The 19,695-nt window shown below is 32.3% G+C and carries 15 protein-coding genes; 1 reads left to right on the forward strand and 14 read right to left on the reverse strand.

Features of this window, described 5'->3' with window-relative positions:
• Positions 1-7: 7 nt before the first annotated feature.
• From CDO51_RS09050 to CDO51_RS09115, 14 genes are all read right to left on the reverse strand, one after another.
• A complete protein-coding gene (locus CDO51_RS09050) occupies positions 8-382 on the reverse strand; it encodes a helix-turn-helix domain-containing protein (RefSeq protein WP_089023958.1) in 375 nt (124 codons plus the stop codon).
• A 173-nt stretch (positions 383-555) separates the two neighbouring features.
• Positions 556-1,386, reverse strand: coding sequence for a hypothetical protein (locus tag CDO51_RS09055; RefSeq protein WP_089023959.1), 831 nt, complete (start codon positions 1,384-1,386; stop codon positions 556-558).
• Between the two features lie 122 nt (positions 1,387-1,508).
• Positions 1,509-2,048, reverse strand: coding sequence for a hypothetical protein (locus CDO51_RS09060; RefSeq protein ID WP_089023960.1), 540 nt, complete (start codon positions 2,046-2,048; stop codon positions 1,509-1,511).
• Positions 2,041-2,808, reverse strand: a complete 768-nt coding sequence (locus CDO51_RS09065) for an ImmA/IrrE family metallo-endopeptidase (protein ID WP_089023961.1) — start codon at positions 2,806-2,808, stop codon at positions 2,041-2,043. The genes CDO51_RS09060 and CDO51_RS09065 overlap by 8 nt, the downstream gene beginning before the upstream one ends.
• Positions 2,805-3,191, reverse strand: coding sequence for a helix-turn-helix domain-containing protein (locus CDO51_RS09070; protein WP_089023962.1), 387 nt, complete (start codon positions 3,189-3,191; stop codon positions 2,805-2,807). Before CDO51_RS09070 ends, CDO51_RS09065 begins: the two co-directional genes overlap by 4 nt.
• A 474-nt stretch (positions 3,192-3,665) precedes the next feature.
• Positions 3,666-4,214, reverse strand: coding sequence for a hypothetical protein (locus CDO51_RS09075; protein ID WP_089023963.1), 549 nt, complete (start codon positions 4,212-4,214; stop codon positions 3,666-3,668).
• 174 nt (positions 4,215-4,388) lie between these two features.
• Positions 4,389-6,140 (reverse strand): HEPN domain-containing protein, encoded by a 1,752-nt coding sequence (locus CDO51_RS09080; protein ID WP_143824704.1) that lies wholly within the window; start codon positions 6,138-6,140, stop codon positions 4,389-4,391.
• Between the two features lie 517 nt (positions 6,141-6,657).
• Positions 6,658-9,906 (reverse strand): VPA1262 family protein, encoded by a 3,249-nt coding sequence (locus CDO51_RS09085; protein ID WP_089023965.1) that lies wholly within the window; start codon positions 9,904-9,906, stop codon positions 6,658-6,660.
• A gap of 23 nt (positions 9,907-9,929) precedes the next feature.
• The gene (locus CDO51_RS09090) at positions 9,930-10,955 is read right to left on the reverse strand and encodes a hypothetical protein (RefSeq protein ID WP_089023966.1); all 1,026 of its coding nucleotides are present in this window, start codon (positions 10,953-10,955) and stop codon (positions 9,930-9,932) included.
• A gap of 87 nt (positions 10,956-11,042) precedes the next feature.
• Positions 11,043-13,406, reverse strand: a complete 2,364-nt coding sequence (locus CDO51_RS09095; RefSeq protein WP_089023967.1) for a S8 family peptidase — start codon at positions 13,404-13,406, stop codon at positions 11,043-11,045.
• 16 nt (positions 13,407-13,422) lie between these two features.
• Positions 13,423-14,517, reverse strand: coding sequence for an AAA family ATPase (locus CDO51_RS09100; protein WP_089023968.1), 1,095 nt, complete (start codon positions 14,515-14,517; stop codon positions 13,423-13,425).
• A gap of 186 nt (positions 14,518-14,703) precedes the next feature.
• On the reverse strand, positions 14,704-15,855 hold the full coding sequence (locus CDO51_RS09105; protein WP_089023969.1) for a hypothetical protein: 1,152 nt from the start codon (positions 15,853-15,855) through the stop codon (positions 14,704-14,706).
• The gene (locus tag CDO51_RS09110) at positions 15,852-17,525 is read right to left on the reverse strand and encodes a DEAD/DEAH box helicase family protein (protein WP_089023970.1); all 1,674 of its coding nucleotides are present in this window, start codon (positions 17,523-17,525) and stop codon (positions 15,852-15,854) included. Before CDO51_RS09110 ends, CDO51_RS09105 begins: the two co-directional genes overlap by 4 nt.
• A 202-nt stretch (positions 17,526-17,727) precedes the next feature.
• Positions 17,728-19,260: a deoxyguanosinetriphosphate triphosphohydrolase family protein gene (locus CDO51_RS09115; RefSeq protein ID WP_089023971.1), complete on the reverse strand. Its 1,533-nt coding sequence runs from the start codon at positions 19,258-19,260 to the stop codon at positions 17,728-17,730.
• A 257-nt stretch (positions 19,261-19,517) separates the two neighbouring features.
• Between CDO51_RS09115 and CDO51_RS09120 the strand changes: the two genes are divergently transcribed.
• Positions 19,518-19,695, forward strand: a 178-nt coding sequence (locus tag CDO51_RS09120; protein ID WP_143824705.1) for an IS110 family transposase, incomplete at its 3' end; no start/stop codon positions are given.

The raw sequence follows: 19,695 nt of genomic DNA on the forward strand, positions 1-19,695 counted from the left end.
ACACCGCCTAAGTTTGGTATAGTTCACATAAGTGAACTATATCTTCTAGAATATCGAACATCTTTTGTGCCCTAGAGTTACGGGAATGCTCATTAGGAGCATTATCTGAAAGAGCAAGCTTGGTTTCTTCTTTTTCCTGATACTTAGGAGAATACTTCAATAGTTTATCTGCATTGATTATTTGTTTATCAAAAATCTTTTGCAAATGATTTTCAAAAGTAGCAAGATTGTTGATATCACCATCAATCAATTTATTTAAAGTCGGACGAGAAATACCGGTCAGTTTTGAAAATGAAGATTTGGTATATCCATTATCTTTAATGACAAGCCACAGTTTTCTACCGACTGTTTTTCTGTTTTCAAACAATAATTCTATAGACATGCTATACACCTCCTAGTTATATTATAAAACAATGAAGTGACAAAAGATACATCTTGTAAAAATTTTTTTTACAGTTAAGCATTTTCTAACTACCCGATCTTTAATTATACTTAAATGAATAAATACAGAATTATAGATAGTAAACAGTTTATCTCTTAGAACCACCAATGAATTTAATAATGAAGTACTTTATCAATTCTATTGTTTATATAATTCTTTAACTCATTTATTTGATTGTATATTGATACTCGCCTAGATATATATTCAGACCATTCTTTTGATTCTTTTATTTGTAATAGTTTTGCATAAATATTGTCCATCTGATTGCTATACCCTTTGGTATAGTCGTTTTTTTCAAACTTTTCTAGTAACTTATCTTTCGATACACTAATCTCAATATAATCGTCATATACGATTTCTATGTCAGAATCATTAATTACAATCCTTGTCACTTCATTGAGTATCTCAACTAGAACATCTTCATATTCTACCGCTTCATTAAACTCATCTACTTGGCTATATAGAGTAACCTTTAGTTCATTATAAAGATTGCTACTTATATAATCGCTCACTGCATAAGATAACCCGAAAGTTTCGTCACTATAATCCAAACTACCTTCAATTTGTTTTAACCTCCGTTTTGTAGAGGTATTAATCATATCCCAGCTACTCTCCTTTTTGAGTTCAGAAAGTCTTTCTTTTAGTTTGGTAAGTTTCTCAACACTTAAAGAAGATAATATTTTATTGTATAAATCTATATTGTTAAAAAATAGTTCGTCTTTCTTTTCTTCTTCTCTTTTTTTCTGATCTATTCTCATGGTAGCAAACACACCAAATACTCCAATCATTGAACCTAGATAGCTAGCATAAAATCCAATCCAATCATTGTCAGTTTCTACTTTCCAGGTCAAGTTCAGTTCCATTATAAAAGCAACAATAATCGGGATAAGAAGTATACTAAAAATCACTAACACGGATAACCTTAACTTCGAATTAATTCTCATTTTTTCACCTCTATAAAAAGTATTAATATTTCAATATCCGAATTTTCTAATAATTACTCCTAAGTAAAGCGAGCAACACTAAGAATTTTGAAAGTCGCTCTACCAGTCAAAATGACTCTTGGTTAGTTTTTTCTATTCAATGACAGATATTCAGTGAAAGATTGAGTAGGAAGCCACCTACGCTTTTCAAGCATTCTTCCCCAAATAAAATCACCTTCACTATCATTAATTATATTAGCATTATAAGCTTTAATTAAAATATCACCAGTTGTTAAAAGTTCCAAATTGTATTGACAAATATATTGGTTAATATCCTTCAAGTTGTTACTAGCTACAAAACCATTGTTTGCTGTTGCAAGAGAAATTGTAGCAGCTTCACCTTTTCCTATTTGTAAGTTCCCTTTTGGAGGATTCTCAGTTAGTTCATAGTAGACTCTATATTCGTAAGTACCAAATAAAATATCCTCAACCGAAATGTTGTTATCCTCCCATAGTCTGTCTAACTTTGCACCAATATGGGGAATGCTTGGATTAGAAAGCTCTCTATATACTTGTTTAGGTACTATTATCTTCCCAGTAAATAAATCTAAAAGGATCCTTTCTTCATCTACCCAAAGAAAAGACGAAATACAGTCAGTGTCAAAATATATTACCTTAATCATACTGGTCTTCTCCCTCTATACCATAGACAATATCCCCTTTAAACGCAGCCAGCAATAACTCTTCATACTTTCCATTTGAAATATAATTTTTTTCTTTTAGCTCTTCCGCCAAAGCAATATACTTGCCAAAAGTATTAAATTTCTCATTCTGAGGAGCTGGTTCATACAGTTTTGTATCGTAACCTAATCTCAGGGCAGATGCCTTTATCCCTGTTTTCATTTCCTCCGCTTCTTTCCACGACAAATATCCTTCAAATGTTAACCTCCATAATATGGCCTGTCTGCTTATCCCAAAAAATTGTTCAATTTTAACAACATCTTTAAGATCTAATTCGTATTTTTTCTTCCCTAATTTATTATATACATAATCTTTCAGAGCCTCGTAGGTAATTAAAAAATAAGAAGCAAACATATCTGCTTCTCTTTCGGATTCAACTTCCTGCAAATTCTCCTTACTTTTATCTAGATCGCTTGTACAAATTATTACTTCATGGTCATCTTGGAAGTACAAATGATATAACTCATGAGCTAAAGTAAAGCGTTGTCTTCCAAGTGTCATAGATGAGTTTATTCCTATGATTTTGCTAGTTTTATCCTTTATACAAACCCCACTTATTCTTTGACTCATAGGATAAAAAACAACAGTCATATCATCTGCTGTTTTAACCATTGTAAACACATCAATTGGGGAGTACATATCAATCCCAAATTGTTTTCTTAAAGTAACTGCATCAGAGTTTAGTTCAATAAATTTCTTCATTTCTTGGCCTCCGCGACGCAGTCTTCCATATATCTTAAATTTAAAGCTATTTTTCTAATTGCAGCTATAGCCTGTAAATCATCTGCTTCTACTTCCTCGGCACGAAAAGCTAAAGCTAATGGTTCATGTTGAATATCCTCTTCAGTAAAATAAGTTACTGTGCATCCAAAAAGGTCCGCAGCCCTTTCTAATATATCCAGGGTAAACTGACGTTCACCCTTCTCACATTTAGATATGTAGCTCTGGTCCACTTCCAGATATTTAGCAATTTGAGACTGAGTTAAACCACTTTTAGACCTTAATTCTTGAAATCTTTTTCCTGCTAATTCTAAGCTTAACATAGAGTTCACTCCTTTTCTTTTAGTATATCCGATGTTTGTCATAATTACAACTCCACTTTCTAGTTATTTTATGACAACGAAGTTAAAGGAATATTGGGTATAATATGTTCAGTCTTATTTATCAATATTTGTAGACTCTAGATTAGCAGTTACATGTATCTCTAATATTTTGCAGTCAATATTTTTTGTTCTCTCACTAAGCTATATCATGCCATAAAGCTGATCTATAATTAGCTACTTCTTTAACTGCACAGGATCGGAGTTATTTTCCTTACTTAGTTCCTTAAATCGTTGTCTTCTGAGTGTCATAGATGAGTTTATCCCTATTATTTTACTAGCTCTATCCATATCATCTGTTATTTTAACAATTGTAAAAACATCAACTAGATATTATTTTAATGGATTCATTCTACAAATACTAAAAAATAAGAAGGAACAATGAGTGCTATTTCTATGGAGCGTGATCAAATAGATTGTAAAATTATTAGTTCAATCAGAGTATAAAAAACATTTTAATTAAACTTGCTTTCTAAGCCAAAGACTACCTTTACTATTAGTTTCCTGCATTACAAAATCAAATTTACCTAAAAAAGGGCCCGTAAGTTCGTTTTCACTATTATCATAATCAACAATATAACCAACAGCAGAGGCAGAGGTACCCAAAACCCGAATCAGAACATCCATAGCTTTTTCTTTTAGTTCATCATACTGGGGTACTATCTCAAACCAGTCAATAAATAATACACCCGATCTTAACGAATAGTCTTCTTTTAATATACCGTCTTCATCAACCAATCGTTCTACAGCCCATAGACAGTCCCCACTAATTGAATCTGCCATATCTATAAGGTTATACAAATCTCCAGTTATAACATCACTACCTGGTACGAAATAACAACAATACTTACCAATTTCAATAAGTTGTGTTTCACTAGCTATTTCTCCATCTTCCATTACTGGACAATCTGCAATGAAACTGCCAGTGTGACAAATTGCATTTAGTTCCGTCAAACTCGCAGTCCCCTCAAGATCAATATAAGTGAATTCGGTTATTTGTTTATCCATACCTACCCCTCCAAATAATTGTCAAGATGATCCTGTTAGGAGAAAAAGGGTCTAGTTTAAAACTATATTGGACTAGAACATCAAGGCCGTCTATTAATCTTCCTAATAGTTTTACCAGCCTATCTTTTACTTCTAGTAACCATCCATCAATTTTTATTTATGTCCTACAGATTTTTAAATATATAAATGTTTCGGATAAATAATCTCATCAAACTGACCATTAACATCTCCTTTAATTGTTTCTAAATATTGTTTATAGCTTTCTTCTTTAGTTATCAATATTTCTTCCATTGTTAGTTTAGGACATCTAGTGTAATTAAATATTATATTATTCATTGTAATCTTGAAGTAAAACTGTAGTTGTTTTACGTTACTAGCCATTTCAATCGGTGCAATATACGCTTGATGTACTAACTTATTCCTTAAACGATATATTCGTTGTAAATCAAATTGTGCTTCTTTTGAAATTCTTTTGATTCTTCTATATAACTTACCTTCATCTATCCAGAGCGAAACATAATCAGTAAGTAAGCGTTTAAAAACATCAGCTCGTTCACAGAGTGCTAATAATTCCTCGTAGTTATTTACTAAAAACTCTGCAACATTATTTTTAGAAAAATCTTCTTCCTTTGATACGGCAGCCAAAACATGCCCATCTTGATGTTTATACTGTCTTTCTAGCTGACGCAAATGATTTCGCATCACTCCTGTATATGTCTCCATATAATACATTCCCCAGTAATAAGGTACAAATCTAGTTAGTCTATCAATAATCCTACCATCAAAATCAGAAAATAATGATTCCATAGAAGACCATAAATTTGTTAAGCTAGCTTCGATGTATGGTTGATTAGATTGAACGCTCCAGTAAACAGCTCGATTTATTTTTTGATAAGTATTTGTATTGATAGGCCTTTGAAAATCCATTAATTTTATAAAATCTGCAACATTTTTTAATTCAATAGGTCCATAAGCTTTTACTCGCCTAGTTTTATGGACTTGGTTGTCCTTAGTTATTACCAAAATTTCTGTCATTATAGAAGGGTCATACGCCCTCTCTTTTCCGGATTTGCTCCTATTACATAAATCAATTGTTTTAAGGAAATTTTCAAGTACATATCCTGCTAAATCAGCTGCATATTGAAAATCTGATGCATCTACCTTCACACTGGCATAATCAAAATCACTGTCAAAAAAACCTCCCCACCTATCATCATTACAATCATCTGGACGTTCCAAATAGATAATATTATTAAAGGATTTAACCGGTGAGCCATCTTTTGGTAGCTCAAACGACAAGTAACATTGATATTCTTGTCTCTTTTCAGGACCCAAATTATCAATTATTGAATCCAAAAATTCATGGAAGGTTTTTTCACTCATGCTAACACCCTTTGACCAGTTGTGAAGATATCTTACTGAGTGACCTTCATTTAACAGCTCACATAACAGGCTTTCCAACAACCTATCTATCTTATGGTATTTTCGTTTAGAACTGTCTGAATATATTAGTTTTATAGCATCAATATGATATCTAATAAGTGAATAATTTTCAATTTTCTTGACAAGACTAGATATTATAGGTTCTAATGATTCTCTATTATTTGAACTAGTTAAAGCTTTGCGAAGATGTACTGATTCATCTTTCAATTGCCCATGCTCAAAAATAGGATGCTCACATATTGAAAGATCAATTTCATTTAATATATTCTCCTGCTGAGTTTTTGCCATATTATTATCCCATTGCAGATATTCAATAGCTTCATTAAGTAATTTTCTTATTCCACAAGCAGGGATAGTAAAAAAAGCGGACGAATACTCACTAGTAAGTAATTTCCAATAAAATAAAAAATACTTTTCTTCATGTGTCCATCTTTTAGAGTTAGAGATAATTATTACCTCCTCAAACCGGGTTAGTATTGACAAAACAAACTGTTTTAGTTAATATAATATACACAAGTAACATATATACTATTGCAATGATAGGGAAACGGGATGCTGTGTAAGAAAGTTGCTTTGCGACTTTCACCAGTAGTATCGTTTCCCTTTTATAATATAATTTAAATACACTCACTTGATTCTAGCCCATTTAAATCTCTTATTGTTCTATTTCATATCTTATTACCACAATTATATCACACAATAAACAGCAACAGAACTCTAGTTCGATAAAGGTCTTCTCACTCTATGCCATAGACAATATCCCCTTAAACGCATCCAGCAATAATTCTTCGTACTTTCCATTTGAAATATTTTTTTCTTTTAGCTCTTCTACCAAAAAAATATCTCTGCCAAACATATACAGTTTTGTATGGTAACCTAATCTTAGAGGTTAACCTCCACAACATGGCTTAGTTGCTTATACCAAAAAACTGTTCATTTGTTTTGTTGAGGGTCTTACAAGATTATCTTTATCTTCTGACTACTCGACCTAACCCTTAAGTTATCCTATATCTTTCACTTCCTTTTTAAACATATCGTATAAGCCGAAACTGTCATCGAAATCGTCAACATGTTGTTGTAATAATGAGTAAATATTTAAAAAAGTCTCCTTCACATTGTTTTTTTCATTATCTAACCATAGGAGTGCAGCACCACACCAGCATAGGGTTTCAATGGAGCTCTTCCATTTCTCATACTTCCGAGTTTTAATAAATGGTTCAATTAATACTCTTTTAGCCTGATTTATTAATGTATTCAATTCACCCTCAAGTTCAGATGCTTTCTGTGGTGAAATTTCACAAAAGCAAAGAATAACATTGTAAGTAAAAGGACTGTCAACAGGAAGAGAGTATTTATTTCCATATTCTAAATGCGTACTCACCTTTTCTTTTAACACTTTGATAATATAATCTCCCGCCATCTCCACTGACACTTTATTACACTCAACTAGTTGCTTCAAAACATCACATAAATCTTCGGAATGGCTTCCTTCAATAGGGCCAGAAAATTTCTTCATAATCGAACGAAATTCAGTGTCATCTTCAAATCCTTCCTGAAAATGTTCAACAGTTTTCTTCTTAATATGTTCCATTTTATCAGCAAGTAGTGAACTCTCATTTTTTTGATTTCTGAGTACCTGGCATTCATACGCTACCCAAGCTAAAGAATGTACTTTTTCCATAGGATCTTTTAAATAATCAAAATAATAAAGAGCTTCAACCCACTCATTGCCATAATCTCTCAATTTTCTTTGGCCCCCAACTATATAACTAGAAATAGCTGCTACAGAAAGTGCCCTAATGACGTCTGCTTCTGCTTGTAAGGCGATCTTTAAAAAACGGAATTCATTATGATTCATGTCAGCAGATAATTTAATCGATAACTCATTCACACAATTTGAAATTACTATATAACAAGGTGCTAAATCAACTGTCGGTACCGCCCCTTCTTTTTCTTTTGCCTGCTCTATAACACGAGTTAAAACATCAATAGCTTCTTCGGAGTTATAGCTTAACAAATATTTAAATGCTATGCTTACCGAATAAATATAGTGATACCTTCCGAAATGGTATTCAAGCATTGATTTTGCAAATTGACCCATATTAGTAAAAGGTAGAAAAGAATTTCTAGCTATACTAATATTCTCATTATCACATCTCAAATTTTGTACCCCAATAGGAAATTCTCTTTCTATAGATTCTAAAATACAAAATTTAGTTACATTTGTTAACGCCTCTCTATAATCTAACTCATTTAACCAGTTAAATATTTTCTTTCTATCATGACCTGGTATTCTTACCGACCAGTTAGCTATCCCACACCAAAGCTTTAATGCTTTATGTCTATCATGATTCAAATAACTATTTAAACTTTTACCCAGTCTTTCAAATTGTTTATATCTAATTTGTTTGTTTTCAGCTATTTGTAATTTATAGTCATCCCCAATTTGATCGAGAGGAATTTCTTTAGAATCAAAAAGTACTTTAGTTAATTCGTCGAACCCAGGAAATTCCTCAACACCACTTTTGCCTACCTTCTTTTCCCTTGTACTCACGGATTCTTTTTTCTGTGACCATAAAAGCTTAACTTCAACTTTAGGGATTCCTTCGGCCTCACATTTGTTAAAAAGTTTTAAATAATAATCTGCTATTTCATGGCTGACATCATCTGGAACAGGAACTACTACCGAGGGATAGTTTTTGGCTACACCGCTAAGTGAATTGGAAAGTGTATATACCTGTTCTAACTGGTTCTCACTAAATAGAAGTACAAATCGATCATGAAATATCTGATCTGTACCCCTGTTCTTTCTAAATAGTCCATGTATCTCAATATTAGGAGGAAGCATAGGTTCCGCTCGTTTACAACCGTTTATTATGTTATCTTCAATATTACTGTCTCGAAACCCAATATCAGTGATCACTTTATATGTTATATCACTATATTTTGCAAGGGCCAAGAACTTAGACACCGCTTCATCATCAAAATATGGATCAATTATAATAACCTCTTTAGCCTTGTGTTTCCCGGCTATATCTTGAAACCACTTAACAAAAGTATTTTCATCCTGCCAGCCTTTTGAAAAAAACTGAGCTTTTGATTTCTCAGGAAAATAATGCTTAAATAGCCGATTAAGTTCGCTTCCAGCAGGTACCCAAGGGTCTTTATCAAACCCTCCAATTTGAAAGTTTTCTCTACTAATCCTTTCAACCTTTTTGTTAACCTTTTGACCTCCACTCTTTTTCTCAAGTTTTTTAGTCCACTTGTCTTCTAGTTTTCCCCTCAAACCTATTAACCCCATATCAAAACTCAAAGAACGCATAAGTGGTACCCTATATTCGTATAGCAGTTTAATGGGTTGGTTATCAATTTCACTAGCATCCCAAACTGTGACTTCAATATCACTACAAGGTTCATTGATAGGAAAAGTTATCTCTTGAGAAGCTTCTGCATCTCTTATAAATTTCAACTGATCCCCAATAATTACTTGACCGTTTCGAGTCCTACACCTTAAATAAACTTTGTTTTTGAAGTTCCCCGGTTTGATATTAATTTTAACCCCAGTAGGTTGGTGATCTTTACCTTCTCTGAGCACCTTTGTGGTTAACGGTCTAACATCTTTACAACTTTCAAAGGGATATGAAAATACCTCAAAATTACCGAGTCTCTTAATATCCGGCCCAGGAATTTTGAAGGAAAGCTCATCAGTTAAGATGTTCTTAATAAATTCCATCACGTCGTACTGTTCATACCCACCATCATCAAAGTCGATCACTTTTTCTTTTTCAATATTTACAATAGATTCACAAATTACTGGATTACTGGCGAGAGAAGCTATAGGCTCTAACTTGTAATAATTAATCGATTCCTTATTTTCTAAAAATACGGGCGGTCTGTGCCTATAATCTTTTGTTTTCAGGTGAAAACCTTTAAGTTCTTCTGTTAGTTTCTTATCAAGTTCAATTTCTAGCTCGCCTGCTATAGTTTGAAGGTTTTTACCTTCTTCTATCTTGTCTAAAAAACTCTTTAACTTATCTCCCGTTAAAAAGCAAGTCAAACGATTAACTTGTAATTTCTCTGGTCCATTATTTGATATTGTGTAATTAAAAAATTTGTCCTTTGGTACTTCTCCGTTAATTGGGTATCCTAAACCATACAGAAATTTTGAACTGCCGTTAATATGTTCTACAAGAGCTAATAAATATACAGAAAAGAGTTCACTATCCTTCACATATTTCCATTTATCCATAATTTTCTCCTTTCAAACAAAATCTATATGTTTCCAAAAATCCAGTTCGTCTTATCCAGAGTCTTCTTAAGCATATCTTTTATTTTTAGAATTCTGATCTCATATATGTATTGCATTTCTCGGTACATTTTTTCAGCTTTCTCAATCTCCCAGTTACTAATTTCAATAATTCTGTTCTTATGGTAATATTCTTCCAAAGCTAAATAGTCTTCTGTACTATATACACCCAACAATATCAAGTCCTGCTGTTGCCAAACTTTGAATTCAAATTTTTCATAAGCTTTTTCATTATCGTTGTGAATCATCCTCGATACATCTTCATAGTCATTAAACAATTTTAAAGAGTCCAAAAAAATATTACTTTTATCTATAAGATGTGAGCAGAATTCATCAAGGTTTTTTCTTTTTTGAGTACCTTTTAAGGAATTAAATTTCTCAATATTCACTATTAGGTACTCAATCGGATCGTGCAATTCATGATCTTTCATGTCTAAAGCTTTCGCCCTATTCTCTATATCCAACAAAAGGTTGTATATTGATTTACATTCGTATCTTTCAATGTCTGCATCAATGCTTTCTAAATGACTTCGATATTGTTCCCCATCAGCTTCTATTTGATTTCTTTCGCAATTTAAATGCCGAATAATTTCAAGAGGTTTTTCTGTATAAGCAACCTCAACATCAGGTTCTCCTTTGCCATAAACAATATCTTGATTTACGTATAATTTTAATGAATTAACAAGACCATAAAGTTCATAAAGACCTTCTGTATTTTCTCCTCTAAATAAACTATCTAGCAAATAATATTTTGAATGGTAATCAATAATTTTTCTAAGCAACTCTTGGTTCTTCACAATTTCTCTTTCAAGCTCAATAATTTGAATATAAAGCCTACTATTATCTTTTTTATTTCTATACATCTGAAATATCTTAAAACTAATAAATCCAAATAAAGCAGTTACTATAATCTTAAATAATTCAATAGCAACTGCCTGTGAAAACAGAAAATCCCACATAGAATCACCACTTTCATTTACTTCTTTAACCATATCAGAAAGTCTCGAACGGCAACTTATGTACAAACTCTAGATACCAGCTTGCTGTTCATTTTAACTTTTATTTACTGCCAAACAAGATTATACTCGCACTTCAACATCAGTTCTAAGTTTTACATTATTATGCCAGAAGTTATATTCTTCAAGTTTTTGATTGACTTTGTCGTATACAGGCTTAGTACCAGAAGGATCTTTTATAGTAACCATTAGGCAAAACTCTTGGCTCAGGTTTGTAGATTCAATCTCTGCTTTAGTTTCTATATGTTCTCTAAATAATCCATTTAAATGCAGATACCATTTTTTGTCTTTAGTTAGATACTTAACCTTATTTGAATCTGTTACCTCTGATAAATCAACTGCAAATTTCTTTACCGGATAATACTTATCCTTATACTGAATTAGCAACCTTTCTTTTAAAGCAAAATCATCGCTATTACTTTTTAGTTTCTGCTTACTATAACAACTTTCCAGAAGGATATTCTGTGACCCCTCTCTACCTATTGGATTTAATATATTACTTTCTGTAGTATCCCTGTCTTTTTTTGTATCAAAAGTACCCATCTTAACTTCAATATCTGATTGACAATATTCTGCTCTTTGCGAAGGTTCAAGTATCGAATCATACACAAGCGTCACAATAATTTGGCCATTATAATAACCATCATCATCAACCATGCAATCAGGCATCGGGAAATCCATAATATCTACCAATTCTCCTTTTGATATTTCATCTCGTAGTATTAAGGTAACTTCATTAGGAGAATTATGAAGTATGCTTTTTATACTTTGAGGCCTTCCAAAACCTAGTTGGTTCACTCGCTCTACATTAGGTATTTTCAAATCTTTCGAATAACTTGCAGAGTGCACAATTAATCCTTTTAACAGTAGTGGGTCAAATTCTTCGTCCATCTCTTGATATAATCCTGCAGCTAATGCAGAAATACGCGGTGTTGAATAGCTTGTACCAATTGATTGCTGCCTGGTCCCGTCAATCCCGAAAGATTTAACTCCTGTTTTAACTAACCGTCCCTCGCCATTCAATCCAGCGTTACCGCCATAATGAACGACTTCTGGCTTGATAATATATGAGGGACCCCTTCCAATCCTCGTGAACGGAGAAGGATTATCTGTTTCAGCAAGATCATCATCAGACTGTTTATGTGCTATTGAACCAACAACAATTGACCTTACAGAATCCGCCCCTTCGTGTACTTTACCCTTAGGGCGACCTGTCATAAAATTCTTACAATTTCCAGCGGATTTAATTATTAAGACATTATAATCATCCTGCAATGAGTCCAAAGCAATTGCAAAATCAGAAAAACTGAATTCATCAACAGTTCTAGTTATACTTATAGATAAATTCCATACTTTAACATCCTTATGGTATTTTTGTATTACTTCCTGAATATTTCTAATAAGTTCATCTTCACTTATTTCTTCCTTCTCAGTATCAGGAAAAACACAAGCATCTAGTATCTTAACACCATCTAATCCCACCCACTCCTTACCTTCGAGCTTATCTCCGTACAAAACAACACCAGATACAAATGTACCATGAGTCTTTTTGATATATTCTTCTGGGTAAGCTGACCACCTTTCTCCATATATCCAAGGCTTAAGATGGGGGATTTCTGCTATTCCATTGTCCAAAATACCAACATTAACGTAATTTTTTCCTTCTTGGGGTTCTAAAACATCTATCTCATCATCGTCTGCATCCATATCTAGAGTCACTTTATACTTGGGCATTGGTTCTATCGAAAAAATAGCCTCAAAAGACTCATCTTTTTTCAACATTTCTAAAGTATCTGTATCTACCGATTTAAGGTTATATATAATGTAGTCTTGAGTATATTTCGTTTTAACGAAGTCTAATTTAAGTTCAGCTATTGACTTCTCAAAATACTTCTGTACAGAAACATTTTGTTCATAATTCTGATAATTAACTAACTTAACTTTATAATCCACTGGCTCCTTTTTATTAGTCTCAGTAATAAAAGGAGTAAATTCTTCAATATCATCTATACAAGAAAGTGCATACGCATATCTATCTGTATTTTTTAATCTTTTGATAATAGCATCTGTAGCCCTAGAATCACCCAACTTAACAACCAATTCATCAGAATCAGCAAGCCCGAGTACATTATTGTCACTACTGGTTCTAAACAAATCAGTCACTTTGCGTCTATGCGTTTTAGCAGTTGCTTCATCTATAATCCTTGTCTTAATAGTGAGTGGTATCAATGAATTGGTTCTTTCTTTTTTAAGTACTTCTTCTTTGAATCTTTCAACAGTACTAACAAAAGCTTTTGATTTTAAAGCTAGTTTTTCTTCATCAAGAACCCATTTTGGTAGATCCCTAGACCCACCAGGTTCAACACGCTGATTATCAACCTCTCTTTTAGCAAAAAATTTAATGGGTAATCTTTCATTATTCTTCATTAAATCCCCCCTCGTATCATTCCACTAATTTAGAAACTTCCCGTACTTTTCGTAGTGAGTAGGAAAAATTCTCATTTACTTCTTTGTGTGTTACACCATACTGCAATAAAAACTTAATAAATTCATTTTCACTTACAATTCTATGGTTTTTATATAGATAGATTTCATTAAGTATATCACAGTTGTTAACAGATTCTTTTTTGTTTATAATTGCTTTTTTGATTGCATTATTAATAACAGTCTTTACATCTGCATGGCTCATACCTTCAAACGCATCAGTCAACCACTTCAGTTTCTTTTTACTGTTAACAACAGTACTGTTTAAATACTCTTTATAAGATTTAATTAGTGACATTATTTCATTTTTATCGGGTCTATCCATATTGATAATTTTAGAAAATCTTCTCCAAATAGCTGGATCAAGTAGCTCATGATGATTAGTGGCAGCTATTAAAACACTGTTTTCATTGAAATTGTCTATATTTTGAATCAAACTATTAACTACCCTTTTAAGTTCTCCTAACTCATAGCTATCGTTACGAAGCTTTGCTACAACATCAAATTCATCTAACAATAAAATACAATCCCTCTTAGAAGCATAATTAAATATCTTTCTGATGTTCTTAGATGTACTACCCAATAATGAAGAAACCAAGCCATCTAATCGAACTATGACTAGTGGTAACCCTGTTCTATAAGATATGTACCTAGCTAAAGTGGTTTTACCACACCCCGGTGGTCCATATAATAATAACGAATTAATCATTTCAATCCCTGCTCGCAATATTTCGTCTCTATTTTGATAGCTCTTAATAAATTCATCAATTTCTTCCTCAATAAAAGGTTTTAACACCGGTTCATCAGTTAAGGTCTCTGGATAAAAAATATCAACCATATCCATGCGGCTTTCAGTATCCACTGGTTTGGTTGAAAAATCATCTAAAGATGCCATCCTTGTTTTTTTATTAGTTAAAAGCGTACGTATTTTCTTAGAAAGAGACGCATCTCCATCCTTTTCTAAATTATCAGCCAAAACTTGAGCATAATTAAATACCTTCTCTTTATCTCCTATTACTCCACCCTCAATAATTTTAACAATTTCTGTATACATTACCATCACCTCAGATAATACAATAATATCATAAGCAAAAGCACAATGCAACGATGCGTTACTATTTAGGTATTTATTGTTATTATAATTGTATTTATGTTATTGTTTCTGGGTTTTTCGTTGACTATCAAAATTAAATGATGATCTGTGCTTATAAACACCAGAACTAGAGCAAATTTCAATTCATTATGTTCTTAAAAACTCACTTAATTCATAGTCTACCACCTGCGGCATATAGACACTTTTAAGCTTAAGTTCTCGAATAAAAGTTCGGTAGCTTTCCTGGTCATTTTCAATAAATTCTTCATTCAAATTAGTAGGTTCGATATCAAATACCAAAAAATAATCATTTTCTTTTAATTTCCCGTACATATCTAGTAATGCTATAAGATTAGGGTCAAAGTCATGAGGAATAAGTACCTCAAAATCAGCTGATATTAAAACGCATTCATTATACCAATAATCAGGATATATTCTATTGATATAATACCACCCCTCCGGAGTAAGCTTTACATAATAATTTTCATCTATTTCCTTAAATCTTATAAGTCCTAACTTTTCAATTGCCTCCTTTGTCTTAAGTATATCTTCTTCTATAATAACCCTTATATCAATCCAATCTTCAAAATTTATTTGGAGTTTTGATAATGCAGATACCATTTTTAATACTTTTATATTTTTAGAATCTAACCACCTATACAATAACTCAAATTTAGTAAAGTTGTCTTTTTTTACCCATTTCTTAAATTCTACTTTATTTATCACCATATCTTTCTCAACCCAATATACAATACCTTGATTCTCTAAAAAATCGATTAATAGCTTTAGAAAGGTTCCTTGTAAATGTCTATACGCTTCTTTATATTCCGCGTTCAAGCTAGGTTTCAAACCATTATTTTTGAGTTTTTTGATTTTAATTTCATCTCGTTGAATTAGACCTGTTAATAAAATCAAATTCATAAAAGGGGTTTGCCTTACTTCCCACTCTCTACTATATTTCTTCCTAATTTTATGGTACAAACAATCCTTAAGTAGTTCTTTGATATCTTCAGGAACTAGCATTTCTTGATAGACTAATCCTTTTTTGCGTAAAACAGATAATGACTGGCTATCCGAGCAGAAATTAAAATACACCAGTTGTGTAAGAGCTATATTACATGTTTTCTCCATCTTTTCTATCATTTTGTTTAAATAATCTAAGCTAGTTAAATTTTCAATAATCTTTTTTTCTAGAAATTTTCTACCAGTACCATTAAAAACACTTACTCCTCTTAATTCCCGACCAATTTCTTTTAATTCATCTAAAGTCAGACCTTTAAGAAACTCCCTTAACTTCAAAAATTTAACCCCCCTTTAGTTAAATCTCTTGAATCTAGTATTTTAAACCTATACCCATAATTTATTAAACTTTTACGTCTGTTTTTATAATCACTTTCTTCAATGGTTCTTGTAGAAATTATGGAGAAAAACCAGCCATCTTTATCCCTTTTGTCTACTTCCATTAGTTTTCCTAATCTTAAATACTCTTCCCTAGCTGACCCCCCATGATAAGAAATAGAAATCATCACATCTAAATTTCTCAGATTAACTTGTTCACCTACTTGTGTATGAATTAAACAATCAATATCTCCATTATTAAATCTTTTAACTATTTCCTTTCTGATGTTCGGTTCAATTTCCCCAGTTATATAGTTTAAATGATAATTATCCCCTATTTGTTTGGCTATATCTTTATAATATGAAGCTATCGCCGTTCTTTTCTGTGGTCTTATCAGGTGAGCAAAAACATCTGTTTTTTTATCGTTTTTAGCTGCAATTTGTCTCAGAACTCCATTATCGTTACTATATACTTTAAAATACTTATAGTTTTCCTTGTCTTTTTCAGATAAAGGCACTTTTACCTCTCTACACTCTATATTGCTTAAATACCCTTCCTGTCTCAATGTCTGTGGTAGTATCTCATACCACTTAGGACCTATTAACGCATATAAAAAAGATCCTTTTTTATCACTCCTAGCAAGTGTTGCCGCTAAAGCAAGTTTATATTTCGAGGATATGTCTGAAGTTCTTTGATACTTAGGGGCAGGTAATTTATGGGCATCATCATAGATAACTAGTCCCCATTCTTGTTTATCCAAGTAATCAATCCGCTGTTCTTCTGAGGTGAGGTACCGATAAGTAGTTATCGTTATAGGCTCTAGGTTTTTTTGGTCATTATTATAAAAACTAATACTTCCTTCGGATAAATCAGTTTTATCTAAAAGTTCATTTTTCCAACTTGCAGCACTATCATCATTCTCAGTAATTATCAAGGTATTTTTTTTCAATTTTTCAATCACTTTTAAACCTACAAATGTTTTTCCTGACCTGGGAGGCATTATAATTACCCCACCACCTCCAGTTTTATCTTTATTATTCAAAAATGAGTTAACTGCTTGTAATTGATAATCTCTAAATTTAAAATCTATACCACTTCTAGTTGTTTTGAGAAATTTTATGTCTAGTTTCTTACCCCTCTCATTAGTTGTATCAATTGCGAATAATTCTAATTTAAATAGTTGCTTTTTTAATGTTACTTTCTCTGAAATGTCAAATAATAACGTGCATTCATTCGGTCTGTTAATCATTTTTCCCTTAATTTTTTTGTCTCTTAATACTTTTTCAATTATTTCCGGCCTTACAGCTTGTAACATTAAATAATCCCTACTTTGAAATAATTCTAGACTTTTATATTGCCTAACAGTTTCTATAATCCTCGACTCTAAGGCTCTATCTAATACGTTACATGAGTTGTCTTTTAAAAAAGACAATATATCTTCTGATTTATAACCTTTTGCCGCAGCTGACCATAACGCATACGGAGATAGCTCAAAAGTAGATACCCCTTCTGGTAATTTAACCATATCTGCAAAATCAGTTAACACCTGAGCAACTTTATAGTGATTATCAATGTTTTTAACTAAAAAGATCTTACCATCATTATGAATTATTAAAGGATTAAAATACAATTTCTTACCCCCTCCTTTTCAACTTCTTTCCGTATACATATGCTTGTTTCTAAATTAATAAAGATTGTCCATTCAAATTTTATAGTTGATCAACAAAAAACTCACCACTTAGGTGAGCTTTTTTACTAGCAATACATTTTAAACTTCTGAATACCAAGGTTCTTGTAACCCAAACTCTTCTCTATACTATAATACCAAATTATTAGAATCCATTATTCACCATACCTTGCCAGTTCGAATCTGTTCCATAAAGAATATTGTACTGTTTTATAGCAAAATGATCTGTCATCCCCGCTATATAATCGGTAATTGTTCTCAATAAACAAACACAATATTCAGGAGCTTTTTCTTTATGAAGCTTGTTTAGCACAATCCTAATATCGCCCGGCTGATCGATATTTTTCCCCAGTGACTTTATAGCACTTTCAAGCTTTTTAGAAGCATCATTATGGGAATTTAACTCCCCATCATTAATAATCTTCTGTAAATTTTTAAATAAAGTTATTATTGTGCTATCAGGTAATTGTCGAGGATTTGTAGTATAAGCTTTTATTAATTGTCTTAATAAAAAGTCTGACTTTCCATCCATTTTCTGAGCAAGATGAGAGTTTATAATTCTACTAAACAGATAATCACGAAGCGATTTATCTCTTGCAGCAAGTTCTTTATCGTAATTGATTCTTTCTTTTTCTTCAGTAATGTCTAGTTTTTTTCGAATTTCCTTGAAGTATTTCCCTGAACCAATCCTTTTATCGCTTTGAAATTGTCGTAAATTTTTTTCTGACTCATTAATAAGATTTGTTGTTAAAAAATCAACTATGAATTTACTTAATAAAGGCAGGTAGTATGTTTTTTCTTCTTTATCTTTAATAGATTCAATTAGTTCTTTATGATAATCACTTTTATCTATATAGTCCTTAAATTCATGTTCAATTTTCTCTACTAATTCATCTTTCTTTAGTATACCTGCTTCTATGCCATCTTCAATATCATGGTGCCGTTGTGCTATTTCATCAGCCATATCAACCACAAACGCTTCATATGACCAATTTTGTGAATCAGGTAAATCAGATCCATATTTATTATAAAAATCTAATTTATGTTCACCTTTGTTTGGGCAAGTTTTATCTTTATGCCTATAACCGCATTTCAGTTCTTCTACCCCTTCATTGGTTTCTTCTTTATCAACGTAATCACACTTTTTAGCATCTCTCTTAGTATGATTTAAAATCCCCCATAAAGTAAAATAAGTAAGATTCAACCCTCCACCTTCATAGTTCTCATTCAATTTTTCTAAAGAAGATGCTACCCTAATACCCTGCCAATTATGTTTAAAACCTTTTTCAGCATCCGGTAAATTAGTATCTAAATCATTTAGTTCGTAACAACCATTCATTAATAAGTTTAGAAATCTCTCACCTACATGACCGAAAGGGGTATGTCCAACATCATGTCCTAATGCTATTGCCTCAGTTAACTCAGTATTTAAACCTAACCTTTCACTAATAGTACGTGCAATCTGCGCTACTTCAATTGTATGAGTTAATCTAGTTCTACAATGATCGTCAAATCCTACTACAAACACTTGGGTTTTTCCACTAAGTCTTCTAAACTCTTTAGAGTACATAATACGATCTCGATCTCTAGCGAAATTACTTCGAAATTCATGTGGCCTATCATCATACTTTCTAGTCGCCCATTCATCCTGCACAGCCAAACAACTAAATTTCTTCATTAAAACTCTCCTTGTCTGTTATAGTTATTTATAGAAGGGCAGGAAAGCCCCTCTTGGATCACGTAATAATAAAGTAAAGGTGGCCATCCGGGGAAAGACTAAACACTCCTAGTCAGTACGACTGCTTTTGAAAGAAATGTCTTCCCCGGATACCATAAGTAGCAGTTACGGACTATAGAGAAGTTGTGCCTCAAGCACTGATGCTAGACAAGGCTTACCTCTGCTACTAAATACCATCACCTTAAGGAGGTCTTAGAATGTACTTTGTTGGGATTGATTGGGCTGATACAAAACATGATATCCTGGTCATGAGTGGCGATGGTAGAGAACTAGATAACTTCACTATCCAACATTCCAAAGATGGATTTGAAATTTTAGAAACTAAACTTCTAAAGCACGATGACAATCCTAAAAACTTCTGCTGCTTAATTGAAA

This window comes from Natranaerobius trueperi (genome assembly GCF_002216005.1).
Taxonomy (GTDB): domain Bacteria; phylum Bacillota; class Natranaerobiia; order Natranaerobiales; family Natranaerobiaceae; genus Natranaerobius_A; species Natranaerobius_A trueperi.

Excerpts from the sequence above, each read along its gene's own strand:
- CDO51_RS09050 (WP_089023958.1), bottom strand. The coding sequence starts at position 382 with ATGTCTATAGAATTATTGTTTGAAAACAGAAAAACAGTCGGTAGAAAA.
- CDO51_RS09055 (WP_089023959.1), bottom strand. The coding sequence starts at position 1,386 with ATGAGAATTAATTCGAAGTTAAGGTTATCCGTGTTAGTGATTTTTAGT.
- CDO51_RS09060 (WP_089023960.1), bottom strand. The coding sequence starts at position 2,048 with ATGATTAAGGTAATATATTTTGACACTGACTGTATTTCGTCTTTTCTT.
- CDO51_RS09065 (WP_089023961.1), bottom strand. The coding sequence starts at position 2,808 with ATGAAGAAATTTATTGAACTAAACTCTGATGCAGTTACTTTAAGAAAA.
- CDO51_RS09070 (WP_089023962.1), bottom strand. The coding sequence starts at position 3,191 with ATGACAAACATCGGATATACTAAAAGAAAAGGAGTGAACTCTATGTTA.
- CDO51_RS09075 (WP_089023963.1), bottom strand. The coding sequence starts at position 4,214 with ATGGATAAACAAATAACCGAATTCACTTATATTGATCTTGAGGGGACT.
- CDO51_RS09085 (WP_089023965.1), bottom strand. The coding sequence starts at position 9,906 with ATGGATAAATGGAAATATGTGAAGGATAGTGAACTCTTTTCTGTATAT.
- CDO51_RS09090 (WP_089023966.1), bottom strand. The coding sequence starts at position 10,955 with ATGGTTAAAGAAGTAAATGAAAGTGGTGATTCTATGTGGGATTTTCTG.
- CDO51_RS09095 (WP_089023967.1), bottom strand. The coding sequence starts at position 13,406 with ATGAAGAATAATGAAAGATTACCCATTAAATTTTTTGCTAAAAGAGAG.
- CDO51_RS09100 (WP_089023968.1), bottom strand. The coding sequence starts at position 14,517 with ATGTATACAGAAATTGTTAAAATTATTGAGGGTGGAGTAATAGGAGAT.
- CDO51_RS09115 (WP_089023971.1), bottom strand. The coding sequence starts at position 19,260 with ATGAAGAAATTTAGTTGTTTGGCTGTGCAGGATGAATGGGCGACTAGA.